The sequence below is a fragment of the Rhizobium rhizoryzae genome, assembly GCF_011046895.1.
GTDB classification, from domain to species: domain Bacteria; phylum Pseudomonadota; class Alphaproteobacteria; order Rhizobiales; family Rhizobiaceae; genus Neorhizobium; species Neorhizobium rhizoryzae.
The window spans coordinates 125,396-151,083 of record NZ_CP049250.1; the positions used below are offsets into that span (position 1 = coordinate 125,396).

Sequence of the window (25,688 nt, forward strand, 5' to 3'; positions counted from 1 at the left end):
CCGCCACCTGACTTGAAGGGCGAAATGGTTTTTATCTGAGGCCTTGCTGCTGCCGGTTGACGGCCAGCACCGCCACCAGAAGCGGGCGCACGACCGCTAGCAGACGCGGTTGCGGGAGCGCGCGTGCCGCCGCCGGTTGCGGAACCGCCAGCAGTACCTTTGCCGGGACTGGACAGCGATGCCGTACCGGATCTGGAACTACTTCCGCCGACTCCTGCACCACGGCTCGCCGTTGAACCGCCTCCCGTCCCGGAGCTAGCGCCAGTACCCGTACCAGTACCAGTACCTGTACCTGTACCTGTACCTGCACCACGGCTTGTCGATGAGCCACTACCGGCGCTGCTGCCTGCTCCAGCACCAGTTCCAGTTCCCGACCCCTTATTCGACGTTGGCTCGCCGCTTGAGGTATCACTGGCTGTATCCGCATTCGCGCGCGTAGTCGTCTGGCTATTCGAGAAGCGTGAAATTGCGGCCATACCTTCTCCCTCTCTTCTGGAGCATGATAAGGTAAAAAATTTCATAAAAATTTAATACTGTCAATAAATCCGTCATTTCACAATATACTTTGTCTATTTTAGAATAAATATTGTCCATAAAATTTGTAGTTATATTTTTTTATATTTTATATTTCTGCGTAATTTTTACTCACAACCCAAGATAAACATTATTCATCACACCTAGATAATTTCCTAAGTGATTATGCTTCTGCCATTATTTGAAAGATACATAACGAGAAGACTATACTTGCAGCTCAAAAACACTGCGATGGGGGGCCAATTGGTCTTTGGAGTTTGCTCTGAACTCCCGATGCGTCCCTGATGTGCGGCATAAAAAGACCCGTCAGCCGATGTGGCTGACGGGTCCATAACTTCAGGATAAGGTGATGAATAATCAGCGTTTTTTCATCGCTTCAGCCAGGGCCGCACCGAGACCGCCCAATTGGCTTCCTTCGTTTTTCGATGGTTTGGCCTGGGCATGGCGCATGGGATTGCCAGCACCTGGACTGCGGTTTTCCCGCATGGAAGCCGGTGCCGCCTCGCCGCCATCCTTGCGCATGGTAAGCCCGATGCGCTTACGCTTGGCATCCACTTCCACCACGCGCACTTTCACCACATCGCCTGCCTTCACAACTTCATGGGGATCCTTCACGAAGCGGTCCGCCAGTTGTGAGACGTGAACGAGGCCATCCTGATGCACGCCAATATCGACGAAGGCACCGAAAGCCGCGACATTGGTGACCGTGCCTTCCAGCAGCATTCCAACCTTCAGATCGCTGATCTCATTGACGCCCTCCGCAAAGGTGGCCGTCTTGAAGCTTGGGCGCGGGTCGCGGCCCGGCTTTTCCAGCTCGGCGAGAATATCCTTCACGGTTGGAAGACCGAACTGATCATCCACGAACTGCTTGGGATCGAGCCGTTTCAGGGCGGCGCTGTCACCCATCAGGTCGCGAAGGTCACGACCACAGGCAGCCACGATCTTCTTCGCCACGCCATAGGCTTCCGGGTGGACGGCGGAGGCATCGAGCGGCTCCTTGCCATTGGGAATGCGCAGGAAACCGGCGCATTGTTCGAAGGTGCGGGCACCGAGGCGCGCCACCTTCAAGAGTTCCTTGCGGCTTGCAAACGGTCCGTTCTGATCGCGATGCACAACGATGGCATCGGCAATTGTGCGCGTAAGGCCCGCGACACGCGCCAGAAGCGGCGAGGATGCGGTGTTGAGATCTACACCGACGGCATTCACGGCGTCTTCCACCACGGCGTCCAGCGAGCGGGAGAGCTTGCCCTGGTCCACATCGTGCTGATACTGGCCAACGCCGATGGATTTCGGCTCGATCTTGACGAGTTCCGCCAGCGGGTCCTGCAGACGCCGCGCGATGGAGACGGCGCCACGCAGCGAGACGTCGAGATTGGGGAATTCCGCCGCCGCCAGTTCGGACGCGGAATAAACCGAAGCCCCTGCTTCAGACACAATGACCTTGGTGGGCTTTGGACCAGCTGGAAGTGCGGCTAGCATATCCGCCACCAGCTTTTCCGTCTCGCGGCTACCCGTGCCGTTGCCAATCGCGATCAGATCCACCTTGTGCTTGCGAATGAGGCTGGCAAGTTCGGCCTGCGTGCCACGCAGATCGTTCTTCGGCGGGAACGGGTAGACGGTCGTCGTTTCCACCAGCTTGCCGGTACCATCCACCACGGCCACTTTCACGCCGGTACGGATGCCCGGATCGAGCCCCATGGTGGCACGCGAACCGGCAGGAGCCGCCAGCAGCAGATCCTTCAGGTTGCGGGCAAAAACGCGGATCGCCTCTTCCTCCGAGCGCTCCCGCAATTCGCGCATCAGATCGAGCGAGAGCGACATGGAAAGCTTCACGCGCCAGGTCCAGCCCGCCACATCCATCAGCCATCGATCTGCCGGTCCCTTCTCGCCAATCTGGAAGGCTCCGGCAATCATGCGGTGAGTCGGCTTGATCGGTGACGGATCATCCTGATCGACATCGATGGTCAGCGTCAGAAACTCCTCGTTCCAGCCGCGCAGCATGGCAAGCGCACGATGGCCGGGGGTCGTGGCCCAGCGTTCGGAATGATCGAAATAGTCGGAGAACTTTGCGCCTGCCTCCTGCTTGCCATCCACGACTTTTGCGCGGAGCGTGGCGTTGTCGCGCATATGCTGGCGCAGGCGGCCCAAAAGGTCCGCGTTTTCCGTAATGGTTTCGGCCACGATATCCCGCGCGCCGTCGAGTGCCGTCTTCACATCGGCAACCTCGGGCGAGAGATAGGCTTCCGCCAGCTTTGAGGGATCGGCCGCACGATTCGCCCAGATGGCGTCCGCCAGAGGCCCGAGACCCTTTTCGCGGGCAATCTCTGCCTTCGTGCGACGCTTCGGCTTATAGGGAAGATAGAGGTCTTCCAGCTCTGCCTTGGTTACGGCGCGCGCCAGCTTTACCGCCAGCTCGTCGGTCATCTTGCCCTGAGAGTTGATGCTCTCGACAATGGAAGTGCGCCGCGCTTCCAGTTCGCGCAGATAGACCAGTCGTTCCGCGAGCGTGCGCAACTGCGTATCATCCAGCCCGCCCGTGACTTCCTTACGATAGCGCGCGATGAAGGGAACCGTCGCCCCCTCGTCCAGCAATCCGATTGCGGCAACTGCCTGATCCGGGCGGGCGTTGATTTCTGCGGCAATGGTCGCGGCGAGGAGCTTGTTATCGGCAGCCATGAGTCATCCTGTTCTCAGATCTGCGGCGACCATAGCGGCAGATCGTGGCAAGGCAACGCCAGCCTGATCACTTCCACAGCTTGAAGACCGTGATCCGGGCCCGAATGGCCTTGACCTTTGCCGCCCCTGCCCTTAACCGCCCAGCATCTCTTTTCAGCAGCGGAGCGCGGCAATGAAGGTTCTTCTGATCGGGTCTGGTGGTCGTGAGCATGCTCTTGCCTGGAAGCTTGCACAATCCCCCCTGTTGACCAAACTCTATGCCGCGCCGGGCAATCCCGGCATCGCGGAAGAAGCAGAGCTGGTGTCGCTGAATGTGGAAGACCACGCAGCCGTCATAGCCTTCTGTCAGAAGCAGGCGATCGATTTCGTTGTGGTCGGCCCGGAGGCGCCGCTGGTGGCGGGTCTTGCCGATGATCTGCGCGCCGCCGGCTTCGTCGTCTTCGGCCCTTCCAAGGCCGCCGCCCAGCTGGAAGGCTCCAAGGGTTTCACCAAGGATATCTGCGCCCGCTACAATATTCCAACCGGCGCCTACCAGCGTTTTACCGCTGCGGAACCGGCGAAGGCCTATATTCGCGAACAGGGTGCGCCCATCGTCGTCAAGGCAGATGGTCTGGCCGCGGGCAAGGGCGTGACGGTTGCCATGACACTTGATGAGGCGCTTGCCGCCGTGGATGATTGCTTTGCCGGTGCCTTTGGCGCGGCGGGGGCCGAGGTTGTCGTCGAAGCCTATCTGGATGGTGAAGAGGCCAGCTTCTTCTGCCTCTCCGATGGCAAGACGGCCCTGGCGCTGGCAACCGCGCAGGACCACAAGCGCGTGGGCGATGGTGACACTGGCCCCAACACCGGCGGCATGGGCGCCTATTCTCCCGCCCCGGTCATGACGCCGGACATGGTGCAACGCACGATGAAGGAGATCATCGAGCCGACGATCCGCGGCATGGCAGAGAGCGGCTATCCGTTCACCGGAGTCTTCTTCGCGGGGCTGATGATCACCGCCAAGGGACCAGAACTCATCGAATACAATGTGCGGTTTGGAGATCCTGAGTGTCAGGTGCTGATGATGCGCCTGAAGAGCGACCTCTTGCCAATCCTGTATGCCGCCTCCACGGGCACACTGGACCAGGTGAGTGCTGAGTGGCGCGACGAACCGGCGCTGACAGTCGTCATGGCATCCAAGGGTTATCCGGGCGCTTACGACAAGGCCACCCAGATCGAACACCTGCCGCAGGCACGCGATGGGGCGAAGGTGTTTCATGCCGGGACGGCGCTCAAGGACGGGCAACTGGTCGCGACAGGCGGACGCGTTCTGAACCTGACGGCAACCGCAAGCACGGTGGCCGAAGCACAGGCAAAAGCCTATGCGCTGGTGGATGAAGTCCGCTGGGAGAACGGTTTTTGTCGTCGTGACATTGGCTGGCGAGCGCTCAATCGCGGATAATGGCCGACCGGCAATTGCACGTGTTAACGATGCATTAACCGCGCCTCCTGACTGCTTGGAAAGATTCTTCTGCTAATTCTCTGCCCTATTATCGGGAAGGGTATTCGCTATGATCAGCTCTGTTCTGGCACTGGTAGCATCTGTTGCAGCCGTATCGGCAGACATGACATCGATCTCTGTCCTGTCCGGTCAGCCTCTTGCGGCAACACCCAGTGTCGTGCGGATCGCATGCACACACTGTGACGGCAAAGCGCCCCGGCGTTCGAAATCCGAGTACGTGGTTCCATCGCTGGATGCGGGCCACGAACGGGTTACGATTTCGCAAATCGGCGGAAAGCCGGCGGTTACCCGAACCGAAAACTTCATGGGTGGTTCGCCGGTTCGTTTCGTCAGCGTCAACCCGATGTGGGTCGAGCGCGAACAGCAACTCATGCTGTCGCGCACCGTGTCACCCACCAAGAGCGACGGCGTGGACCAGAGGGCGACAACGTCCGCCGTATCGGCGGATGCTGCCCCGAAGCCTGTTGCTGCAACGCCGGTCGAGCAGCCCGCCGCACCTGATTTCTCGAAATTCGAGCTTAGGCCAAGCCTTTGACCAAGTATTCGCGATCGCGAATATAGGTATTGCGCAAAGCTGATACTGAGCAAACGATCCGCGTGACATCTCCGAAAGCGAACGATCCGCAGCTTTTCTGTAATTTTACGCCCGACGCCAAACTATTTCCTGCAAACCAGGAACTGCCCACAACCTTTCGGGGAGTTTTGTACGTAGTATCGCCGTGAAACCGGCGACGTACGTCAAGCAGGTCTTTCCCGTTCATCGTGACAGGAAAGTTTCTATTATCCAAATTTTCAGGAAGCCGGTTTACTCTCTGTGTCCAGGAACGCGTTGTAGCGTTCGTCGGGTGCAGGAAGCGCCTCTCTCAACCTTCCTCGGCACCTTGTGTTTCTGACAGTGTTCGAGATCGAATAGGCGGTCGTCAGAATGAAGAATATGCGCATATCACTTCAGCTTTTCATGCTCGTGGGCGCCATGATGGCGGTGTTCGCAGCCATGACCTATTTCCAGCTCCAGTCATCCACAAAAGCCATTTACCGCGAACGCTACGAAATGCTGCGCACGCAGGTGGAGACGGCGATTTCGGTGCTGAAAGACTTCGACGACCGTGCGAAGAAGGGTGAGTTCAGCAAGGAAGAAGCGCAAAAGCGCGCCTACGGCCTCTTGAACACAATGAAGTTCGAGCCGGATGGCTATTTCTTCGGCTATGACTATGACGTCAAGATGATTTTCCATCCGAGCTCCCCGGACGTCGGCAAGAGCAACAAGGGCAAGCCCGATCCGACCGGTTACATGTATCGTGACGAACTCGTGCGGCTTGGTCAGCAGGGTGGTGGCTATGTGGAGTTCATCGGACCGAAGCCTGGCAAGGATCCGAATGATCGCAGCTATCCCAAGGCTTCCTACGGCAAGGCCTTTGCCCCCTGGAACATTGTCATCATCACCGGCCTCTACACCGACGACCTGAAGGCCGAGATCCGCGAAAACATCATCAAGACCGCTGGTGGCTCTCTTGCGCTGTTCCTGGCCGCTCTTGCTGGCGCTTATGTCGTGATCCGTGGGATTACGCGTCCGTTGAGCGCCATTCACGATACGCTTGGCGCCGTCGCCAATGAAAACACCACCATGCCGGTTCCGCATACCGACATGAACAATGAAATCGGCAAGATGGCGCGTGCGACCGAGGCGCTTCAGCAGAAAGTGCGCGAACGCCATGCCATGGCGGCACGCCAGCAGGAGCAGGAAGCGCAGATCGAGGAACAACGCGTACGGGCCGAAGAAGCGCAGCGTCGCGAAGCCGCCGAACAGGCTCACGTGGTTTCAACCATCGGCACCGCGCTCGAACAGCTGGCCAAGGGCGACCTCACCATCCGTTGTGCCGACCTGGGTGGAAAATACGAGGGTCTTCGCCATAACTTCAACGATGCGCTTTCGCACCTCGAGCAGGCCATGTCTCGCGTCAGCCTGAAGGGTAACGACATCGGCGTATCGAAGGAAGAGATCCGTCGCGCATCGAACGAACTGGCGCAGCGCACGGAGCGTCAGGCCGCCAATCTCGAGGAGACATCTGCGGCCCTGGATGAGTTGACCGTTGCCGTTCGCCAGACCGCCGATGGCGCCAAGGAAGCAGCCCAGCGCGTGAAGACGATCAGCGGCGAAGCCCGCCAGAGCGACTCCATCGTCGAGCAGGCCATTACCGCCATGAGCGGTATCGAGCAGTCTTCTGCGGAAATCACCAAGATCATCGGCGTCATCGACGAGATCGCCTTCCAGACCAACCTGCTGGCCCTCAACGCAGGCGTCGAGGCAGCACGCGCAGGCGAAAGCGGCAAGGGCTTTGCGGTGGTTGCGCAGGAAGTTCGCGAACTCGCCCAGCGTTCCGCAGCAGCGGCCAAGGAGATCAAGGACCAGATCTCGCGGTCCGGCGGCCAGGTGGAACAGGGCGTTCAACTGGTTTCGCAGGCTGGAGAAGCCTTGAAGCGGATTTCGGCGCAGATCGAAGCGGCGAACGACGTGGTATCCAAGATTGCGCACAGCGCGCAGGAGCAGGATACCACATTGCGCTCCATCTCCTCTGCGCTCAACCAGCTGGACACAGCCACGCAGCAGAATGCCGCCATGGCAGAGGAGACGACCGCATCCGCCGAGGTTCTCGCCAACGATACCGGCGATCTTCTCGATCTCATCCGCGGCTTCCGCACCGCTGACGCACGCGGCAATGGCTTGCAGGACATGGCAAACCGCATGCGCCGCGCCGGCTGACAAGCTTTTATCCGATGATGGCAGACGCCGGTCGAAAGGCCGGCGTTTTGCGTTTCAGGACAACGGGCACGCTTGGCACCGGCATTCCTGAATCCCGTAAAAACATTCAACCATATTGTTGACTATTTGAAACTTCGCCGTATATTTAACCACATGGTTGAACATACGGAACTGGATCTGGTTTTTCACGCACTCGGCGATGCGACACGCCGCCGAATGCTCAGCGAACTGGCGGGCGGTGAAAAGACGGTAACGCGGCTGGCAGAACCCTATGCCATTTCGCTTGCCGCCGCCTCCAAGCACATCAAGGCACTGGAAAGCGCCGGGCTCATTGAACGCGAGGTGCGGGGGCGAACGCATATCTGCCGCCTGTCGCCCCGGCCACTGGCCGAGGCCTATCGATGGCTAAGCTTCTACGAGGGCTTCTGGAATGAGCGTCTCGACGCTCTGGAACGTGCGCTTCACGAGGACGACCGCGCCCGCCGCAAATCAACGGAAGAAGGAGAACAGACATGAACGACATCAGCATGCAGGACCGCTACGGCACGCTTGCCGGCCCCACAGTGCTTGTTATCAAGCGCCTTCTGCCAGGTCCGATCGAGCGCGCCTGGTCCTATCTGATGGACAGCGACCTGCGGAGCCGTTGGCTTGCATCGGGCGAAATCACGCCGGAGGTCGGCACGTCATTCGAACTGACATGGCGAAATGACAGCCTGACAGACGGACCGGGCAGCCCGAGACCAGAAGGATTTGGCGCTGAACATAGCTTGGCCTGTCGGGTGCTGGCCATCGACCCGCCCCGCCGCCTGGCATTCACTTGGGGAACCTCTGCGGAGGTGGTGTTCGACCTCAAAGAGCAAGGCAACCAAGTCCTCTTCACAATCACCCATAGCGGCGTTGCCGAGCGGGCCATGCTGCTTATGGTCTCTGCCGGCTGGCATGCACATCTCGACACGCTGCTGGCAGCATCGACCGGGTCGCCGCGTCCGGATTTCTGGACGGAATGGACACGGCTGAAGGCAGAATACGATCGCCGCCTGCCCACCTGATCGCGACGATGCATAGACGTAAAAGGCGTGGACATTCCGAGTTTTTGGCATTCAGGCATGGCCTTGATCAGCCGGAGATCTTGGAAAAATCGCCCGCTGTGCCGGTCGCCTCGCGGATGGCCTTCAACAGGGCCAGACGGTTGGCGCGAACGGCAGGATCTTCATCATTGACGAGCACCGCTTCGAAGAAGGTATCGACCGGACCGCGCAGCTGCGAGAGAGTCCAAGGCGCAGGAGACGACCGCAGTTGCCAAGGGTCTCGCCAACGATACCGGCGATCGTCTCCATATTATCCGCGGCTTCCGCGCCGGCTGACAAGCTTTTATCCGATGACGGCAGACGCCGGTCGAAAGGCCGGCGTTTTGCGTTTCAGCAAAGTTTCGCGGCCAGCGCTTCAATTTGAGAAGGCGCGTAAACGGCAATCCCCTCGGAGCGCAGAAGCGCTGCCGTGACGCCATTGCCTGCGTGTTTCACACCTTTAAAGTTCCCGTCATAGATTGCCAGGGAGCCGCAGGATGGACTGCCGTCGATCAAGAGAGCGTGGAGACAGCCGTTGTCGCGGGCATGCTTGAGTGCACGCCCTGCCCCGTCGATGAATGCGGCCGTCACATCGCCACCGGTCAGTTCCACAACGCGGGCGCGACCAGCCAGAACATCCTCGCCGTTAAGGCCGTCTTCGATTTCCGCCGGAGGACGCGGCACGCTCATGCCGCCCGCAAGTTCAGGACAGAAGGCAACAAGGCGCCCCTCCCCCTTCCACTGTTCGATGAGCGGATGGAGGAGCGGCTTGCCTTTGCCGTCATAACGGACCGGCTGGCCGAGGAGGCAGGCACTGATGAGGATCCTGCCTGCCGCCATCTCTTCGTTATCCACTGATCTTCGAGAAGTCCGCCACTGTTCCGGTCGCCTCGCGGATGGCCTTCAACAGGGCCAGACGGTTGGCGCGAACGGCTGGATCCTCATCATTGACGAGCACCGCTTCGAAGAAGGTATCGACCGGACCGCGCAGCTTGGACAGTGCTTCCATGGCAGAACGGAAATCTTCCGACTTGACCGCCGCTGCCGCCTCGCTGGTTGCCGATGTGATGGCCGCATAAAGCGCCTGTTCCGCATCGAGCTTCAAGAGGTCCGGAGAGACGGCATCGGCAACGACGGTTCCTTTCTTCTCTTCCGCCGCCAGCAGTTGCGTGGCGCGCTTGGTGCCCGCCAGCAGGTTCTTGCCGTCTTCCGAGGTGATGAAGGCGGTAAGTGCTTCGGCGCGGCGAGCGACCAGCAGAAGATCATCGGCGTCCGGTGTCAGCACGGCATCGATGATATCGTGACGCGCACCCATGTCGCGCAGATAGACTTTCAGGCGATCATGGAAGAAGGAGAGAAGGTCGGCATCCTTGAAGACGCTGAGGAGCGGCAGACGCACCTTGCGCTCCAGCATGATGCGAACGACACCGAGCGCCGCGCGGCGCAGGGCATAAGGGTCCTTGGAGCCGGTCGGCTTTTCATCGATGGCCCAGAAGCCGACAAGCGTATCGAGCTTGTCCGCCAGGGCAACGGCGATGGCGACCTTGTCTTCCGGCACGCGGTCCGACGGGCCTTGCGGCTTGTAATGATCTTCGATGGCGGCGGCGACGGACGCATCTTCGCCCTGGATACCCGCATATTTGCGGCCCATCAGGCCCTGAAGTTCCGGGAATTCGCCCACGGCTTCGGTGCGCAGATCCGCTTTGGCAAGCACCACGGCGCGGTCCACCAGCGTTTCCTCCGCACCGACAACGCCTGCGATCTGCTTCGCCAATGCACGAATGCGCTCCACGCGTGCACCCTGCGTGCCGAGCTTGGCGTGGAAGGTGACGTTCAGCGCATCGAGCTTGGCCATGCGCTGGTCGAGCGGCTTGGAGAGATCGAGGCCGAACTTGTCTGCGGAAGCCTTCAAGGTTTCGAGATCCGGCAGATTGCCCTGGTCACGCGTCCAGAAATGCTTGGCATCTGACAGACGGGCGCGCACGACCTTGCCATTGCCGTGGATGATTTCCTTGCCGCCATCCTTCGCCTCGATATTCGAGATGAGGATGAAGTGGTTGGAGAGGCCTTCGGTCACACCCTGTGGCCGGGTGACGAAACATTTCTGGTTCGTCTTGATCGTCAGGCGAATGATCTCCGCCGGGATTTGCAGGTAATCTTCCTCGAATGCGCCCATCAGCACATGCGGCCATTCCACGAGGCCGGACACTTCTTCCAGAAGACCCTCGTCTTCGACCAGATCGAGACCGTTGGCGAAAGTCAGATCCTTCGCGTCGTGCAGGATCACGTCCTTGCGGCGCTCGGCATCCAGCATGACCTTCGCCTTTTCGAGGCTTGCCACGTAATCGTCGAAGCGACGAACGGTAATGGCCTCCGGTGCATGGAAGCGGTGACCATAGGTCACGTTGGAGGCCGTGATGCCATCCACTTCGAACGGAATGATCTGTGTTTCGTCGTGTTCAGGCCCGAACATGCAGACGATGGATTGCAGCGGTCGCACCCAGCGCAGGCTTTCCGAACCCTTGCCGTCAATGCCGTTGAACCGCATGCCCTTGGGCGCGGAGGCGGCACCGGAGCGCATGCTCTTCGGCCAGGGGAAGGAGCGGATGATGCCGGGCATGACATCAGCAATGATCTCTTCCGCCGCACGACCGGGCTTCGAAATCACCGCCACGTAGAAATCGCCCTTCTTCGGGTCCGAGGCGACCTGCGCCTCTTCCACGGAGTCAAGACCTGCCTTGCGCAGGAAGCCCTGAATGGCCTGTTCCGGCGCCTTGGTGGATGGACCCTTGATCTCTTCCCGCTGGTCGGCGGAACGGGCCGTCAAACCACGAATATCCAACGTCAGGCGGCGCGGCGTCCAGTATTCACGCGCTCCCTCATAGGTCAAACCGGCTTCCACCAGCGCATCGGTCACGAGCTTCTTCAGATCGCCCGCAGCCTTGCGCTGCATGCGGGCAGGAATTTCCTCGGAGCGGAGTTCTAGGAGAAGATCTGGCATTGTTCAGTTCCTTGAGCCGCAGGGGCTTGTCTATTCTATCGGCTGGCAGTGTGTTGCGCGGGACTTAGCAAGGCAGCGTGGAATTGTCATCTGCGGAGTGGCGCGAAAAAGGAGTTTGGACCAGAGCTACCAGCCGCCGCCGCCACCACCACCGCCGCCGCCACCGGACGAGCCACCGCTTGAAAATCCGGAGGACGACGAGGAGACGGGCTGCGGGATGGTGGATGCAATGGTCGACGCCATGGAGGAGGAAAAGCCGCCAATGCTTTCTCCAAACGAGCCGAAGCTGTCGCCGCTGTACCAGCCGGGGTGATAGCTCGCCGCCGCGGCACCGGCTGCCGCTGTGGCAAGCCAGGTCTCGAAAGTGCGGCTCCAGGGTTTTTCCACGCCCAACGCCACGGCATAGGGCAGAAGCGTCTCGAAGTGGCGCGGCGACATTTCCGGCGCCTCGACCATGTTCATGCGATCGCGTTCGGCCAGCGTGAGATAGGTCTTCAACCCATCCACTTCGTCCATCAGTCTGGCGCCAAGCGGTGTCGGCGCGCCCATCAGGAAAAAAAAGACGGCATTGATCAGCGTGATGCCGCCAACCACGGCGATAACGGGCCAATCCGAATGATCCAGCGCTTCCAGGGCCGCGACGAGAATACCGCCTGCGGCGATGAGACCGATAAAGCCGAAGACCCCGAACATCAGGACGCCGCCGATGCGTGCGATCACACTGCGTTTGCGGAACATCGAGCGGCCAGCTTTCAGCGCGAAGCCACCCCAGACGACGCCAAACACCACGGACGGCACCAGGAAGCCGATGCTATCCGGATCGAAATCGCCGAAGAACAGAAGGACAGCGAGAGCCAGGATGCTGAGGAGAACACCGCCGACGATATAGCCGACATTGCCCTTGTAGTAACGACCGCGATGCTCTTTCTCGATGGCATTGCGGAAGAGCTTGGCGACCGACTGCACTTTCGTGCCATTGGCCTTGTCGATAGTGAAAGCTTCGCCCTTCGCGCCCAGCTGCTGCAGCAGGATGGCCTGTCCGGCGGGCAGACTGGATGGAGCGGCTTTGCCCGTTCGCCGCACGATGATGCTGCTCTTCAGATCCTCCAGAACAACATAACCACCCACAGCGAGATCGATGAAGCTGGCCGACAGCGCATCCCAGCCTTCGCCGGAAAATCCCTTGTTGTCGACATAGTTCACCAGCGCGGGAGACAGACCCTCCGGTGGATGCCAGCGTGGCACCATGACGCCGCGCGGCGGGTCACGCCCCACGCGACGCCAGAACCAGAAGTAATAGGCGGCGACGACGAGAAGGCCCGTGCCGCCGATGATGTAGTTGATATTGTCGCGCCAGAACCAGCCGCGCTGCTGTGCATCGCTGGGCGGCATGATCGAGCCCTTGGGCATGGCGATGGCAATCGTCAGGCCTTCATTCGGGCTGAGAGGACGCACTGTGACAAACCCTGGGGCCGTATCGCTGCCGGTGCGACGGGCATCCTTGCCGGTTGCGCCTTCGGCACCCGTGAAGAAGGTCGTGTTCAGCGCCTTTACACCCGGCGGCAGCTGAACCACGGCGGAGGCCTGATCGATGCGGAACATCCAGCCGTTTCCGGTGACATTCCAGAAAAATTCGTCAAAGCTTTCCTGATAGCGGATCTGCCGATCGGTGCGGTAGGTCAGTTCGTAGGTATGCAGGCCACGATCGAGTTGCGTTTCGGGCGAACCCAGATAGATGCGCACACCGCCGGAAACGCCCTCCGTGCGCCAGTTTTCAGGACGGCCGTCGCGCGTAACGGTCAGAACTTCGAAGCCCACCTTCTGCCGCTTACCCTTGGCATCCACCATGTAGAGCGGAAAATCGCGGAAGATACCGCGGCGGATGTCCTTGCCTTCCGCATTGACGGTAATGATCTCCGTCACGGTCACATCGCCTTCACGGCTGAGCTGGATTTCCGAACGGTAGGCCGCAATATATTCCGCCGCACGCGCTGCGCCCGGCATGCCAAGCGCCAGGGCCTGCAGCAGTGCCAGCAGCAGGAACAGGCGGGACATTGGCAGGCAGGCGCGCTTCATTCCGGATCAACCCCGATCCAGAGCGACGCCGAGCGACGACAGCGCATCCCAGTAGTGCGGATAGGTTTTCGCCACGCAGCCCGGATCAAGGATGGTGATACCGTTGATCTTGAGACCCGCAAGTGCAAAGCTCATGGCAATGCGGTGGTCGGCAAAGGTGTCGATACTGGCGGGAAGCGTCTGACCGGCAAGGGCTGGATCGGAGGCGACGACGAGATCATCCCCCTCCTCTGTCGCAAGCCCCTGACGGATATTGTTCAGACCCGTCGAGAGCGCACGAATGCGGTCGCATTCCTTCACGCGCAGATTGGCGATGCCGACAAAACGCACTGGTGTCTGATTGAAAGCTGCCAGAACCGCAATCGTCGGGATAGCATCCTGCATCTGGCTGCCATCGATGACGGCCGGCATATGCGGGAAAGCCGAAATGACATCATAGGCCTTGGCATCCGGCTGGGTGAACTCGGTTGCCGGAGTGCCGATATCGATTGAACCACCCGTCAAAACTTCCGCGCCCCAGAGATAGGTCGCGGCAGACGCATCCGGCTCGATATGGAAGTCGGTCGCCGTGTAGCCGGTCGGCTCGATCCGCCAGACTGACGAGGACGGTTGCTCGACCTTTGCACCGAAGGCGCGCATGGCAGACAGCGTGAGATCGATATAGCCGCGCGCGCCAATATCAGCACCGGCCAGCTCGATCTCGAAAGGTTCGGCGGCAATGGCAGCCGCCATCAACAAAGCCGACACATACTGGCTGGAAAGACCGGCATCAATCACAACGCGGTTCTTCTCGAACCGGCCAGTTGCATCGATCATCACCGGCGGGCATCCCGTCGGTGCTTCCACGGCAACGCCCAGCGAGCGCAAGGCATCGACCAGTGGCTGGATCGGGCGCTTGCGCATGTGCTGGTCACCATCGACCACGAAGCGCCCCTGCCCCAGAGCCACGGCCGCCGTGAGGAAACGCGTCGCCGTGCCTGCATTGCCAAGGAAGAGCGGCTCTGACGGCGGGTTGAGCTTGCCGGAACTGGTGACCACGAAGGTGGTTGCATCCGGCTCATCAACTGTCACACCCATGGCGCGCAGAGCTTCTGCCATATACCGCGTGTCATCGCTCTTCAGCGCCCCGGTCAGGCGGCTCGTACCCTTGGCTAGACCGGCCAGCAGCAACGCACGGTTTGTAATGGATTTGGAACCGGGTGGCGCCACATGCCCCTTCAGGGAATGGTCAGGCGGGAGAATGGTCAGTTGATCGGCACTCATTATACTCTCACAAGCGCTTGTCATGCGCCCTTTTTTCATGGATTTCGAAGACGGCCCGGCCGCTAGAACTTGACCGTCGGAACAGCGCGATCCGCTTCGTTGGCAATTTCGAAATAGGGCTTCTTGGCAAAGCCGAACTGGCCCGCAATGAGATTTGACGGGAAGCTTTCCACCTTGACGTTCAGGTCACGCGCAGCACCATTGTAATAGCGCCGGGACATCTGGATTTCGTTCTCGACGGTTTCCAGCGAGCGCTGAAGTTCCACAAAGTTCTCGTTGGCCTTGAGATCGGGATAGGCTTCGGCAAGCGCAATCACCCGGCCAAGCGCCTGGCCAAGCAGACCTTCGGCAGCGGCACGGCCTGCCACATCGCCCGAGGGCACGGCTTGCGCCTTGTTGCGCAGTTCGACCACGGCTTCCAGCGTAGAGCGCTCGTGCGATGCGTAGCCTTTGACGGTCTCAATGAGATTTGGGATGAGGTCGGCGCGACGCTTCAGCTGTACATCAATGCCGGACCAGGCCTCTTCCGCCATCTGACGGGACTTCACCAGCCCGTTATAGATGAAGACGACATAGAGGGCGATGGCCGCGAGTGCGGCTAAGGCGACATACATAAAGGGCTCCCCGGCGTGATCAGCGCGCGAACCCTAATCGTTTCGCGCGCTCCTGTCATCGGGATTCTCTGCCGTGCCGACGTGGGTATCGGTATTCGCCCGATCAGGCCGCAGCACCGAGATTGACGCCGCCAGCATCGGTCAGCAGGAAGGCTTCGCCACAGGCCTTGGCCAGCGTGCGCACGCGCAAGATATAGCTCTGGCGTTCGGTGACCGAAATCACGCCACGTGCATCCAGAAGATTGAAGACGTGGGACGCCTTGATGCACTGATCATAGGCCGGAAAGACGCATTTATGGAGGCGCTGATTTTCGCTGTCTCCCGGCGCACCGGCAGCGAGAAGCGCCTGGCACTCTTTTTCCGCATCGATGAAATGGCGATGCAGCATTTCGGTATTGGCGAATTCGAAATTGTGGCGGGAATATTCCTGCTCTGCCTGCAGGAAGACGTCGCCATAGGAAATCTTTTCCTCGCCTTCGCGACCGTTGAAGTTCAGGTCGTAAACATTGTCCACGCCCTGCACATACATGGCCAGACGCTCCAGACCGTAGGTCAGCTCACCTGCAACCGGCGAGCATTCGATACCGCAGACCTGCTGGAAATAGGTGAACTGCGAGACTTCCATGCCATCGCACCAGCATTCCCAGCCAAGACCCCAGGCGCCGAGCGTCGGGCTTTCCCAATCGTCTTCCACGAAGCGGATGTCGTGAAGCAGCGGATCGAGACCGATCGCCGCCAGCGAACCGAGGTAAAGCTCCTGCAGGTTCGACGGGTTCGGCTTCAAAATGACCTGATACTGGTAGTAATGCTGCAAGCGATTGGGGTTCTCGCCATAGCGGCCATCGGAGGGACGACGCGAGGGCTGCACATAGGCCGCCTTCCAGGGCTTGGGGCCAAGCGCACGCAGAGTCGTTGCCGGATGGAACGTACCAGCACCCACTTCCATGTCATAGGGTTGCAGGACAGCGCATCCCTTGTCTGCCCAATAGTTGTGAAGCGTCAGGATCAGCGCCTGGAAAGAGCGCTTCGGGTCCATATGCGGAGCAAGGGTCGTGGTCATGGGATTGTGTCCGGAGCCAGTATACGTGATTTTTGCCCGTCTGGTGCCACGGGAGGGCGTGAGGGTCAAGCCTGAGGCCGTTTCTGAACCTCGCTCTATTCCTCATCCTCGCGCTTGACGCGATACTCGCCCGTCACCGGATCCTTCACCAGAGTGCCGATGGCACCCGTCTGGCGCTCCTTTTCCTTGGCGCGCCGTAGCCGTGCCAGCTTCTCCGCATCGTTGACAAACTTCCGATACAGCAGCCAGCCTCCGCCGATGAGAATGGCAAGAAACAGGATCTGCGGCATGGGTAACAAGTCCTCGAATCGGAAATGGCGGGCCTAGAGCGTCGGACACTAATCGGAAACGGCCCGCCGCTCTAGATTCTTTGTTGACGCATCGGTTGAGCGAAAAACCGGATGCCACTTTTTCGCCCGATGCTCTAGAGCCCGTAACGGCTCCACAATGCCCGTTCTTCAAGGGTGCTCGCAAGCCCCTCTGCCGCACCGGATGCGATTTCCGCTCCTGCATTGCCGACGCCAAGCGAGGCGATGCCCGGCAGGCGCCGGCCAAGAAGGCCGCGTGCCGAACCCACCAGTTCCAGCCGCGTCTTCGGCCCGAAGCGGCGCTTCAATACATCGCGGATTTCACCCATGCCATCGACAAGACCGAGCTCGACGCCGCGCTGTCCCGTCCAGAAGAGGCCGGAGAAAATGGTCTCGTCATCGGCAAGCCTTTCTCCACGACGGGATTTGACCATGTCGATGAAGACCTTGTGGATTTCGAGCTGAAGGGACTTCAGATATTCGATATCGCTCTCTTTTTCCGGCTGGAACGGATCGAGGATGACCTTGTTCTCGCCCGCCGTATAGACGCGGCGCTCCACGCCGATCTTGCGCAGAAGTTCCGGAAAGCCGAAACCGCCGGACACGACACCAATCGACCCGACAATGGATGTCGGATCGACAAAGATCTCATCGCCTGCGAGCGCGATCATATAGCCGCCGGAGGCTGCGACATCCTCCACGAACATGAGGACGCGCTTGTTTTTTTCTTCAGCAAGCGCGCGGATGCGCTGGTAGATGAGACGCGATTGCACCGGAGAGCCCCCCGGCGAATTGATGGAGATGGCGACGACGGGCGCATCCTTTTTCGCAAAGGCCCGCTCCAGCATCTGGGCCGTATTGGCAAGGTTCAGCGTGGGACGAAACTGGCTGCCGCCGGTCATGATCGCGCCCTGCAGGCGGACGACGGGAATGGCTATGCCTTCCTTGCGGAACCGCTTCGGTAGAATGCGCGTCAAAAGGCCTGCCATGTCATCTCCTTGGAATGGTGTTCATCGTCATGTATGCAACGGAATGGCGGGCGCAATGGTTGGTTCCCGTAAATTCCGCGTCATCGGCCAGATCGCTCAGCGACCCTTGCGCCGGTAGGCCTTGCGGCCATTGTTGAGGCCATCGACTTCGGCCGCGAAGGCATGGCCCTCTTCTCCATGCATGAACAGCGGAGAACGCCAGACAAGACGGGATTTCGACCCCTTGATGGCGGTCACCAGAAGACGAATGGCATCCTCGCCGGGTCGCGGATGGATGGCCGTCAGTTCCAGCCCGCCAAAGCGTTTTCCACAGGCGGCGATGATGTCCGCCACGGATGATGGCCGCGCGATGAGCGAAAGCTGGCCGCCCGGAATCATGATCGCGTTTGCGGTACGAAGCCAGCTTTCGAAGAGATCTTCGGTCATGGCATGCGCTTCGGCCTTGAGGGCATTTGGTGCCCGGCGGTCCCGTGCATCGTTGAAGGGCGGGTTCATGATGACATGATGGAAATGATCATCCGGCAAGCCCGCCTCTACGCGTGCCTTTCCGCGAAGCGTCACATCTGCCTCGATCACGACGAGACGGGAGCCAAGCGCCCTGTTTTGTTCGATCGCCGTATTGCGACGCGCATAATCGGCCATTTCCGGCGAACGCTCGACCAGTACGACTTCGGCATTCGGTAGACGGGCAGCGACGGCAAATCCGGCGGCGCCGGCCCCGGCACCCAGGTCCGCCACTCGCACGGGACGCTCGTCATCCACCAGCGAGGCCAGCAGCATGGCATCCATGCCTGCGCGGTGCGCCCCCTGCGCCGGTTGCAGCAAGTAGAATGCGCCGCGATGGAAGGCGTCGAGTGTTTCGTTCATTTTTCGGTCCGCAGTTCCGATCCGAGGCCCGCATCCACCAGCAAAAGCCGCGCCTCACCTGCCCGCTCGCTTTCCACCAGAAGGCGACGGGGGAGGAGGCCAAGGGAACCTTCCAGCACGCTCATCGATTGATCAGCGACAAGAGAGTGAATTCCTGCATCGTTCAGCAGGCTGGTGGCAAAGGACAGGACCACAGGATCATTGGTGCGGATCAGTTCTTTCATGCGTCAAACGATCTCGATTCCGGGTTATTCTAACATTTGGCACTTGCCGGTTGTTGCGCCCCTTTCTATTGTCCGCCGCAAGATTTGAACAGGAGGCCATTTCATTGGGCGTCGTTATTCCGCTCGAAGAGGGCAAAAACAAGCAGGCATCCGTCAAGCCGCTGGTCGATCTGACCAGACTGGATATGGATCGGGTCAACCAGCTGATCCTGTCGAAGGCCGGATCCGATGTGCAGATGATACCGGAAGTGGCAAACCACCTGATTTCTTCCGGTGGCAAACGTCTGCGCCCCATGCTGACGCTGGCGGCCGCGCAGATGTTCGGCTACGAGGGCGACGGTCATATCAAGCTCGCCACAAGCGTGGAGTTCATGCACACCGCAACGCTGCTGCATGACGACGTGGTGGACGAAAGCGATCTGCGGCGGGGCAAATCCACCGCGCGCATGATCTGGGGTAACCAGGCGAGCGTTCTCGTTGGTGACTTCCTGCTGGGGCAGGCCTTCAAGATGATGGTCGAGACCGGCTCCATGGATGCGCTGGATGTTCTGGCCTCCGCTGCCGCCGTGATCGCGGAAGGCGAAGTGCTTCAGCTTTCCGTTGCCAAGAACATGGAAACGACGGAAGACGATTATCTCTCCGTCATCCGCGCCAAGACCGCTGCCCTTTTCGCCGCCGCTGCCGAAGTCGGCCCCATCATTGCCGGAAACGACAAGAGCGCCCGTTCGGCTCTTCGCTCCTATGGCATGAATTTGGGCCTTGCCTTCCAGCTGGTGGACGATGCGCTGGACTATGGCGGCAAGGCGGCCGACCTTGGCAAGAACGTCGGCGATGATTTCCGCGAAGGAAAGATCACGCTGCCGGTGATCCTGTCCTATCGCCGTGGCACGCCTGAAGACCGCGCCTTCTGGAAGACCGCGATCGAAGATGGCCAGAGCAGCGACGAAAACCTTCAGCAGGCGCTTGCCCTGATCGGCAAATACAATGGACTGGCAGACACGATTGCCCGCGCCAAGCACTATGGTGCAATCGCACGCGACGCTTTGTCGCCCCTGCCCGCATCGGCACACAAGGCGGCGCTGATGGAAGTGATCGATTTCTGTATCGAACGGGTCAACTGAGACCCGGCACGGTGTGCGTGGCCGAGGGTGAGGCCACGCATTTCACAGGCGGCGTGAACAATGGCCGCCTTCGAGATTCTTGCGAAGCTGCTTCAAAAAAGCCATTCTATCATGAATCATCGGTTGAAGATTCCCGGTGGCCCGTTGGCCGCCTCCCAGTTCTTCTTGAAAGGCACTTTCATGCGGCAGAAATTCGCCCTTCGTCTGCTTTCCGGCGTGGCTTTTGCCTCTGCCCTTCTGGCAGCGACGGTCGTTCCACGCCTTGCCATGGCGCAGGACAACCCGGTCGCAGAGGCCGTGGAGTTCACGCCCGACAAGGTCAACACGTTTTCCGGCGCATTTCTGGCGGCAAGAACCGCGGATGTCGATCACGATTACGCGACTGCAATCGCGCTCTACCAGAAGGCCCTGAACTTCGAACCGGCCAATCTCGACATTCGCGAACGCCTGATGGTGTCCTTGCTGATGAACGGGCAGTTCGACGAGAGCCTCAAGCATGTCGAAGCCCTGAAGGGTGACGACGCGGTTGAACGCATCACGACAATCGTTCGCGGGCTGGAGGCGATCCGCAAGGGTTCCTACGCCGATGCGGAAAAGATCCTCACCTACAAGGGCGGCAATGATCTTGACCGCCTGACTCACGCCCTGCTGATCGGTTGGGCCAAGGTGGGTGCCGGCAAGGGTGCAGAGGCTATCAAGCAGATCAAGGCGCTGAAGGGGCCGGACTGGTTCAAGGTCTTCACGCAGTATCATCTGGGCGCCATGGCGCTGGTGGCTGGCGATACTGCCACAGCCCGCACCAACCTCAGCGCAGCCATCACCAGCCAGGAAGCGGTTGCGACCACGCCGGATACATTCATGCGATCGGTCATGGCGCTGGCCCGCCTCGAGGCAGCCCAAGGCAACAAGCAGAAGGCGCTTGATGCTATTTCCGTGGCCGAACGGCTGATGCTGAATTACGCGCCGCTGAAGGCGCTTCGCCAGAGCATCGAAAAGGGCGAAAAGCCGGAGCAGCAGGTTACTGACGCGACGCAGGGTGCCTCCGCCGTTCTCTTTTCCATCGGCAGTGCACTGAACCGCCAGGGTGCGGAGGAAATGGTGTCGCTCTATCTGCAGATCTCGCATGCGCTTGATCCGAAAAGTGCCGATACGCTGATCCTGCTGGGTGGTATTGCCGAGAAGCTGGAGCAGCCGAAACAGGCAATCGAGCTCTATGGTCGCGTTCCGCAGGATTCGCCCATGCGGCGCATTTCCGAGCTGCAACTGGGCCTGACACTGGCGCAGACAGGCGATGTGGACGGCGCGAAGGAGCATCTGAAGAAGCTCATCGAATCCGATCCGACCGACATTCGCAGCTACATTGCTTACGGCAGCGTTCTTTCAGACGCCAAGGATTTTGCCGAAATGGCAAAGACCTATGACAAGGCGGTGGAAGTGGTCGGTCCGGCCCCCCGGCCCAGCGACTGGTCGGTGTTTTTCCAGCGCGGCATCGCCTATGAGCGTCTGAAGGAGTGGGACAAGGCCGAGCCGAACTTCCGCAAGGCGCTCGAACTGAACCCGGACCAGCCGCAGGTTCTCAACTATCTAGGGTATTCCTGGGTCGATATGAACCGCAACCTGGAAGACGGTCTCAATATGATCCGCAAGGCCGTCGATCTGCGGCCAGACGACGGCTATATCGTGGATTCGCTCGGTTGGGCCTATTATCGCCTCGGCCGTTACGACGATGCGGTGACCGAGCTTGAGCGTGCCGTGCAGTTGCGCGCTGGCGATGCCACGATCAACGACCATCTGGGCGATGCCTACTGGCGCGTAGGGCGGCAGCTGGAAGCGAAGTTCCAGTGGCAGCGTGCCCTGACCATGAAGCCGGAGATGACGGAAATCCCGAAGATCGAGCAGAAGATCCGGGATGGTCTTGCCGATGCAGGTCCGCCTCCGGTGCAGACGGCCATGGCTTCTCCGGCAGCCACCGCACCTGCTACTCCCCCTGCCACTCCCCCGGGCGCAGCTCAGCCCAACGCCCCGATCACGGCCGATTACATCGTCAGCGAAGGCGATACGTTGTCCAAGATTGCAACCGATCGGCTGGGCGACAAGGAACGCGCGAGAGAGATTCTGGAGATGAACCCGGAACTCAAGCGTAATCCCAACCGGCTATTTCCGGGCCAATTGATCAAGATTCCGGCCAAATCCAATTGAGTCCAACCGGAATGGTGATCGAGGCAGCGCGGGCGAAGATCAATCTCGCGCTGCATGTGACCGGTCAGCGGGCAGATGGCTACCATCTTCTCGATAGCCTTGTGACGTTCGCAGACTTCGGCGACGAGCTCGCCATTCGCCCATCTGCGCAGGACCGGTTCGAGATAACCGGGCGGTTTGCAGAAACCCTGTCGGCTGATGCGGATAATCTCGTGACGCGGGCGCGGGACGGCTTGCGGGGCCTTGCCGAAGAACTCGGATACGAGACGTGTCCGGTCGACATCACGCTCACGAAGAGCCTGCCGCTCTCCTCCGGAATAGGTGGTGGCTCCGCAGATGCAGCGGCAACCTTGCGCGGCCTGATGCGGTTGTGGAACCTGGATGTGCCGCGAGACCGGCTGGCAAGGCTTTGCCTGTCGCTGGGAGCGGATGTACCGATGTGCCTTGAGTCCAGCCCTTTGATCGCGCGTGGAATCGGCGAGGACATAGAACCGCTTGCCACGCTTCCCTCCTTCTTCATCTTGCTGGTCAATCCCCTCAAGCCTGTTTCAACGCCACAAATATTCCGGTTATTGACATCAAAGACCAACAGGCCGCTGCCTCCTTTTGATCCGGCGCAATCAGACTGGCTGGATTATCTGGCTGGTCTCAGAAACGATCTTCAGGAGCCTGCACAGAGGCTTCTTTCGGACATCGGTGAGTGCCTTCAGCAGCTTGAGGAGAGCGGTGCGAAGGTCTGTCGCATGTCTGGATCGGGCGCCACGTGTTTCGGCCTCTACCGCGACGAAATGGCTTTGGAACGTGCAGCTTTGACGCTCGAGCAGGCCAAGCCGCAGTGGTATGTGAGGGCGGGCCGAACTTTGGAAGGAAATGCATCATGAGCCGTATCGATGAGAGCCGTCCCTTCATTCCGGTCGGCATTGCCGTGCTGACCGTTTCCGACACCCGGCGGCTCGACAATGACAAATCCGGCGACACGCTGGTGCAGCGCATTCTGGAAGCGGGGCACGAACTCGTTGCCAGGGCAATCGTTGCCGATGACAAGGAGCAGATCTACGAGCAGGTTCGGAACTGGACGCTGGCCGAGGAAATCGACGTCGTGATCACCACCGGCGGCACAGGCTTTACCGGTCGGGATGTCACGCCTGAAGCCTTGGAACCGCTGTTCGAAAAGCGCATGGACGGCTTTTCCGAAGTGTTTCACCGCATATCCTACGACAAGATCGGAACATCGACGATCCAGTCGCGCGCCACCGGTGGCGTTGCCAATGCGACCTTCGTTTTCGTGTTGCCCGGCTCGCCCGGCGCCTGCAAGGATGCCTGGGACGGGATCCTGAAATGGCAGCTGGACTATCGCCATATGCCCTGCAACTTCGTGGAAATCATGCCACGGCTTGACGAGCACCTGAAACGCGGCGGCAAAGCCTGATTAGGCTAGGCTGGATTATATTAGCTACGCGCTGCAGCCCAGGCTGGGATCAGTTCTGAGATGAGCGTATGTGGCCGGTGCCCCTCCACGAGATCGGCAAGCCGCGTAGCGCGCACACCCTTGGATGACGCCACGCTTTTCTGAATAAGAAGACCCTGCGCGAGCGGCGGATCCTTGCTGAACAACCGCTGAATCAGTGGCCTCCGGTAATTTCTGGATGCGGTGAAGCGTGCGGGATGCCGTGTGAGCGAAATATGCTCGGCGACTTCATCGATCCAGCCAATCTGAGGGCGCGCTCCCGGCTCCAGCAGCATGAGCCACTCGCCACGCACCTCCTGCAGCACGTTCTTCAAATCCCACTGCGTATAGAACTTGCACCCCGCGGCATCCGCAACACGCGCAGACGCATCGGTAGAACCACGATCGAGCACTGCGACGTCACTGACCAGACCTTCCACAGCACCGGCAACCAGAACAGACAAAGTCTGCGCCAGCTCGGATTCCTGATCATGGCATTCCATCAATACAGTCAGCATTCATGACCTTTATCGCATTGGCCTGAAAATTGCCATCAACAAAGGCGGTAGATTTTGTTCTTGCAATGTTCTCATTTTGACGATACGAATTTGAGAACGCCAGCGTTGAACATCTGGCTGGGAGTTATCCATGAACGAGCTGTCTCAACTGCGGCAGGACGCTTTCGCGCCTGCTCATACGGCTGATATTGCCGACGCTCTGGTCCAGTCGTCTGGACTTCGCGTCGAGACGGACCGTCGGCGCGGAAGGGGTGCCGGCTTGAACCCGAGCGGCCGGTTCGAAGACCAGCGGCGCGAGCAGTTCGATGATGGTTGGCAGTCGTTGGAAGAACTCGAACCTTTCAAGACCGAAGTCCAGATCGAGAAGCCGAAGACAGCGATCACACGCAACGACTCACCCGATATTCCGTTCGATCGATCGGTCAATCCGTATCGCGGCTGCGAACATGGCTGCATCTATTGTTTTGCCAGGCCAACCCATAGCTATATGGGGCTTTCGGCAGGGCTGGATTTCGAGGCCAGGCTTTTTGCAAAGCCCGATGCCCCTCGTCTGCTTGAACGAGAGCTGAGCAAGCCCGGATACAAGGTGAAGCCCATCGCGATCGGGACGAACACGGACCCCTATCAACCGATCGAGCGCGAATGGCGCATCATGCGGCAATTGCTGGAAGTGTTGGAAAAAGCCAACCATCCGGTCATGATCGTCACAAAGTCGGCGCTGGTGACGCGGGACATCGACATTCTTGCCAAGATGGCCGCCAAGGGCTTGGCCAAGGTGGCAATCTCCGTCACGACGCTCGACCGCAAGCTGGCGCGCCTGATGGAGCCGCGCGCTTCGACGCCGTCAAGGCGGCTTGAAGCCGTACGACAGTTGACGGATGCAGGAATACCAACCGGCGTTCTGGCCTCGCCTCTCATTCCGGCGCTGAACGACCATGAGTTGGAGCGAATTCTCGATGCGGCACAGGCGGCTGGTGCCGTGTCTGCAAGCTACATTCTGCTGCGTCTACCGCTGGAAGTCAGCCCGCTCTTTCGAGACTGGCTTTTGAGACATTATCCGGATCGATACCGGCATGTGATGTCGCTGATAAAATCGATGCGTGGCGGCAAGGACTATGATGCGGAATTTGGCAAGCGCATGAAAGGAGAAGGTCCCTATGCCTGGCAGATCTCGCGGCGTTTCGAAATGGCGACGAAGCGCCTTGGTCTTGCTCGTAGAGGTGTAGCGCTGCGCGACGATCTGTTTGTTCGCCCCGATGGCGCGGGAGTTCAACTGTCGCTTTTGTGACGCTGCGGCACGGAGGCTGGATCCCGGTGTATTCTGCGCCAAGATCCGGGCCAAGATCCGGGCACTGCTGACTTGAAAGCCTGTTCTCCCTGGGTGGCTGCGATGCGCTTCGGCCCTGTGCCGTTCCTGCGATGGGCGATCGTCGGCGATCCATGCACCTTACACATGTTTTGCCAT

General features: G+C 59.8%; 22 protein-coding genes and 2 pseudogenes. 10 read left to right on the forward strand and 14 right to left on the reverse strand.

What is annotated here, in order from left to right; translation table 11 throughout:
• Window positions 1-31: 31 nt before the first annotated feature.
• The gene (locus G6N80_RS06925) at window positions 32-412 is read right to left on the reverse strand and encodes a hypothetical protein (protein WP_165132579.1); all 381 of its coding nucleotides are present in this window, start codon (window positions 410-412) and stop codon (window positions 32-34) included.
• A 479-nt stretch (window positions 413-891) separates the two neighbouring features.
• A complete protein-coding gene (locus G6N80_RS06930) occupies window positions 892-3,210 on the reverse strand; it encodes a Tex family protein (protein ID WP_165132581.1) in 2,319 nt (772 codons plus the stop codon).
• Window positions 3,211-3,382: 172 nt separating this feature from the next.
• Between G6N80_RS06930 and purD the strand changes: the two genes are divergently transcribed.
• From purD to G6N80_RS06955, 5 genes are all read left to right on the forward strand, one after another.
• Window positions 3,383-4,648, forward strand: a complete 1,266-nt coding sequence (purD, locus tag G6N80_RS06935) for a phosphoribosylamine--glycine ligase (RefSeq protein ID WP_165132583.1) — start codon at window positions 3,383-3,385, stop codon at window positions 4,646-4,648.
• A 109-nt stretch (window positions 4,649-4,757) separates the two neighbouring features.
• A complete protein-coding gene (locus G6N80_RS06940; RefSeq protein WP_165132585.1) occupies window positions 4,758-5,243 on the forward strand; it encodes a plant virulence effector HPE1-like domain-containing protein in 486 nt (161 codons plus the stop codon).
• Window positions 5,244-5,633: 390 nt separating this feature from the next.
• Window positions 5,634-7,469, forward strand: a complete 1,836-nt coding sequence (locus tag G6N80_RS06945) for a methyl-accepting chemotaxis protein (RefSeq protein WP_062553071.1) — start codon at window positions 5,634-5,636, stop codon at window positions 7,467-7,469.
• A gap of 153 nt (window positions 7,470-7,622) precedes the next feature.
• The gene (locus tag G6N80_RS06950) at window positions 7,623-7,985 is read left to right on the forward strand and encodes an ArsR/SmtB family transcription factor (protein ID WP_062553072.1); all 363 of its coding nucleotides are present in this window, start codon (window positions 7,623-7,625) and stop codon (window positions 7,983-7,985) included.
• A complete protein-coding gene (locus G6N80_RS06955; protein WP_062553073.1) occupies window positions 7,982-8,518 on the forward strand; it encodes an SRPBCC family protein in 537 nt (178 codons plus the stop codon). Before G6N80_RS06950 ends, G6N80_RS06955 begins: the two co-directional genes overlap by 4 nt.
• Window positions 8,519-8,585: 67 nt before the next feature.
• Here G6N80_RS06955 and G6N80_RS23530 read toward each other — a convergent pair.
• The 11 genes and pseudogenes from G6N80_RS23530 to G6N80_RS07005 form a co-directional block, all read right to left on the reverse strand.
• A pseudogene (locus G6N80_RS23530) lies at window positions 8,586-8,738 on the reverse strand (DALR anticodon-binding domain-containing protein); the annotation flags it as partial.
• A gap of 149 nt (window positions 8,739-8,887) precedes the next feature.
• Window positions 8,888-9,376 (reverse strand): 2-thiouracil desulfurase family protein, encoded by a 489-nt coding sequence (locus G6N80_RS06960; RefSeq protein WP_165132587.1) that lies wholly within the window; start codon window positions 9,374-9,376, stop codon window positions 8,888-8,890.
• 7 nt (window positions 9,377-9,383) lie between these two features.
• The gene (gene glyS / locus G6N80_RS06965) at window positions 9,384-11,537 is read right to left on the reverse strand and encodes a glycine--tRNA ligase subunit beta (RefSeq protein ID WP_165132589.1); all 2,154 of its coding nucleotides are present in this window, start codon (window positions 11,535-11,537) and stop codon (window positions 9,384-9,386) included.
• Between the two features lie 126 nt (window positions 11,538-11,663).
• Window positions 11,664-13,592 (reverse strand): DUF2207 domain-containing protein, encoded by a 1,929-nt coding sequence (locus G6N80_RS06970; protein ID WP_165136933.1) that lies wholly within the window; start codon window positions 13,590-13,592, stop codon window positions 11,664-11,666.
• A gap of 27 nt (window positions 13,593-13,619) precedes the next feature.
• Window positions 13,620-14,876, reverse strand: coding sequence for a 3-phosphoshikimate 1-carboxyvinyltransferase (locus G6N80_RS06975; RefSeq protein WP_165132591.1), 1,257 nt, complete (start codon window positions 14,874-14,876; stop codon window positions 13,620-13,622).
• Between the two features lie 62 nt (window positions 14,877-14,938).
• Window positions 14,939-15,490: a LemA family protein gene (locus G6N80_RS06980; RefSeq protein ID WP_062553077.1), complete on the reverse strand. Its 552-nt coding sequence runs from the start codon at window positions 15,488-15,490 to the stop codon at window positions 14,939-14,941.
• Window positions 15,491-15,593: 103 nt separating this feature from the next.
• Window positions 15,594-16,526 (reverse strand): glycine--tRNA ligase subunit alpha, encoded by a 933-nt coding sequence (locus G6N80_RS06985; protein ID WP_183898023.1) that lies wholly within the window; start codon window positions 16,524-16,526, stop codon window positions 15,594-15,596.
• Window positions 16,527-16,645: 119 nt separating this feature from the next.
• The gene (locus G6N80_RS06990; protein WP_062553079.1) at window positions 16,646-16,840 is read right to left on the reverse strand and encodes a hypothetical protein; all 195 of its coding nucleotides are present in this window, start codon (window positions 16,838-16,840) and stop codon (window positions 16,646-16,648) included.
• A 134-nt stretch (window positions 16,841-16,974) separates the two neighbouring features.
• Complete coding sequence (locus G6N80_RS06995) at window positions 16,975-17,847, reverse strand: S49 family peptidase (protein WP_062553080.1); 873 nt, start codon at window positions 17,845-17,847, stop codon at window positions 16,975-16,977.
• A gap of 96 nt (window positions 17,848-17,943) precedes the next feature.
• Complete coding sequence (locus tag G6N80_RS07000) at window positions 17,944-18,714, reverse strand: tRNA1(Val) (adenine(37)-N6)-methyltransferase (protein ID WP_062553081.1); 771 nt, start codon at window positions 18,712-18,714, stop codon at window positions 17,944-17,946.
• Window positions 18,711-18,938 (reverse strand): putative signal transducing protein, encoded by a 228-nt coding sequence (locus tag G6N80_RS07005; protein WP_062553082.1) that lies wholly within the window; start codon window positions 18,936-18,938, stop codon window positions 18,711-18,713. Before G6N80_RS07005 ends, G6N80_RS07000 begins: the two co-directional genes overlap by 4 nt.
• Window positions 18,939-19,042: 104 nt before the next feature.
• On the opposite strand from G6N80_RS07005, the gene G6N80_RS07010 reads away from it, so the two are divergent.
• From G6N80_RS07010 to moaB, 4 genes and pseudogenes are all read left to right on the forward strand, one after another.
• Window positions 19,043-20,059 carry a polyprenyl synthetase family protein gene (locus G6N80_RS07010; protein ID WP_062553083.1) on the forward strand — a complete coding sequence of 339 codons (1,017 nt, stop codon included), beginning with the start codon at window positions 19,043-19,045 and terminating at the stop codon, window positions 20,057-20,059.
• A gap of 180 nt (window positions 20,060-20,239) precedes the next feature.
• Window positions 20,240-22,060 (forward strand): annotated as a pseudogene (locus tag G6N80_RS07015) (tetratricopeptide repeat protein); the annotation flags it as partial.
• 209 nt (window positions 22,061-22,269) lie between these two features.
• On the forward strand, window positions 22,270-23,139 hold the full coding sequence (locus tag G6N80_RS07020) for a 4-(cytidine 5'-diphospho)-2-C-methyl-D-erythritol kinase (protein WP_165132595.1): 870 nt from the start codon (window positions 22,270-22,272) through the stop codon (window positions 23,137-23,139).
• Window positions 23,136-23,687 carry a molybdenum cofactor biosynthesis protein B gene (gene moaB / locus G6N80_RS07025; RefSeq protein ID WP_062553085.1) on the forward strand — a complete coding sequence of 184 codons (552 nt, stop codon included), beginning with the start codon at window positions 23,136-23,138 and terminating at the stop codon, window positions 23,685-23,687. The genes G6N80_RS07020 and moaB overlap by 4 nt, the downstream gene beginning before the upstream one ends.
• 20 nt (window positions 23,688-23,707) lie before the next feature.
• Here moaB and G6N80_RS07030 read toward each other — a convergent pair whose 3' ends face one another.
• The gene (locus G6N80_RS07030; RefSeq protein WP_165132598.1) at window positions 23,708-24,223 is read right to left on the reverse strand and encodes a glycosyl transferase; all 516 of its coding nucleotides are present in this window, start codon (window positions 24,221-24,223) and stop codon (window positions 23,708-23,710) included.
• A 130-nt stretch (window positions 24,224-24,353) separates the two neighbouring features.
• Between G6N80_RS07030 and G6N80_RS07035 the strand changes: the two genes are divergently transcribed.
• Window positions 24,354-25,511 (forward strand): PA0069 family radical SAM protein, encoded by a 1,158-nt coding sequence (locus G6N80_RS07035; protein WP_062553087.1) that lies wholly within the window; start codon window positions 24,354-24,356, stop codon window positions 25,509-25,511.
• Window positions 25,512-25,688 lie beyond the last annotated feature (177 nt).

Excerpts from the sequence above, each read along its gene's own strand:
- G6N80_RS06930 (WP_165132581.1), bottom strand. The coding sequence starts at position 3,210 with ATGGCTGCCGATAACAAGCTCCTCGCCGCGACCATTGCCGCAGAAATC.
- purD (WP_165132583.1), top strand. The coding sequence starts at position 3,383 with ATGAAGGTTCTTCTGATCGGGTCTGGTGGTCGTGAGCATGCTCTTGCC.
- G6N80_RS06940 (WP_165132585.1), top strand. The coding sequence starts at position 4,758 with ATGATCAGCTCTGTTCTGGCACTGGTAGCATCTGTTGCAGCCGTATCG.
- G6N80_RS06945 (WP_062553071.1), top strand. The coding sequence starts at position 5,634 with ATGAAGAATATGCGCATATCACTTCAGCTTTTCATGCTCGTGGGCGCC.
- G6N80_RS06950 (WP_062553072.1), top strand. The coding sequence starts at position 7,623 with ATGGTTGAACATACGGAACTGGATCTGGTTTTTCACGCACTCGGCGAT.
- G6N80_RS06955 (WP_062553073.1), top strand. The coding sequence starts at position 7,982 with ATGAACGACATCAGCATGCAGGACCGCTACGGCACGCTTGCCGGCCCC.
- G6N80_RS06960 (WP_165132587.1), bottom strand. The coding sequence starts at position 9,376 with ATGGCGGCAGGCAGGATCCTCATCAGTGCCTGCCTCCTCGGCCAGCCG.
- glyS (WP_165132589.1), bottom strand. The coding sequence starts at position 11,537 with ATGCCAGATCTTCTCCTAGAACTCCGCTCCGAGGAAATTCCTGCCCGC.
- G6N80_RS06970 (WP_165136933.1), bottom strand. The coding sequence starts at position 13,592 with ATGTCCCGCCTGTTCCTGCTGCTGGCACTGCTGCAGGCCCTGGCGCTT.
- G6N80_RS06975 (WP_165132591.1), bottom strand. The coding sequence starts at position 14,876 with ATGAGTGCCGATCAACTGACCATTCTCCCGCCTGACCATTCCCTGAAG.
- G6N80_RS06980 (WP_062553077.1), bottom strand. The coding sequence starts at position 15,490 with ATGTATGTCGCCTTAGCCGCACTCGCGGCCATCGCCCTCTATGTCGTC.
- G6N80_RS06985 (WP_183898023.1), bottom strand. The coding sequence starts at position 16,526 with ATGGACCCGAAGCGCTCTTTCCAGGCGCTGATCCTGACGCTTCACAAC.
- G6N80_RS06990 (WP_062553079.1), bottom strand. The coding sequence starts at position 16,840 with ATGCCGCAGATCCTGTTTCTTGCCATTCTCATCGGCGGAGGCTGGCTG.
- G6N80_RS06995 (WP_062553080.1), bottom strand. The coding sequence starts at position 17,847 with ATGGCAGGCCTTTTGACGCGCATTCTACCGAAGCGGTTCCGCAAGGAA.
- G6N80_RS07000 (WP_062553081.1), bottom strand. The coding sequence starts at position 18,714 with ATGAACGAAACACTCGACGCCTTCCATCGCGGCGCATTCTACTTGCTG.
- G6N80_RS07005 (WP_062553082.1), bottom strand. The coding sequence starts at position 18,938 with ATGAAAGAACTGATCCGCACCAATGATCCTGTGGTCCTGTCCTTTGCC.
- G6N80_RS07020 (WP_165132595.1), top strand. The coding sequence starts at position 22,270 with ATGGTGATCGAGGCAGCGCGGGCGAAGATCAATCTCGCGCTGCATGTG.
- moaB (WP_062553085.1), top strand. The coding sequence starts at position 23,136 with ATGAGCCGTATCGATGAGAGCCGTCCCTTCATTCCGGTCGGCATTGCC.
- G6N80_RS07030 (WP_165132598.1), bottom strand. The coding sequence starts at position 24,223 with ATGCTGACTGTATTGATGGAATGCCATGATCAGGAATCCGAGCTGGCG.
- G6N80_RS07035 (WP_062553087.1), top strand. The coding sequence starts at position 24,354 with ATGAACGAGCTGTCTCAACTGCGGCAGGACGCTTTCGCGCCTGCTCAT.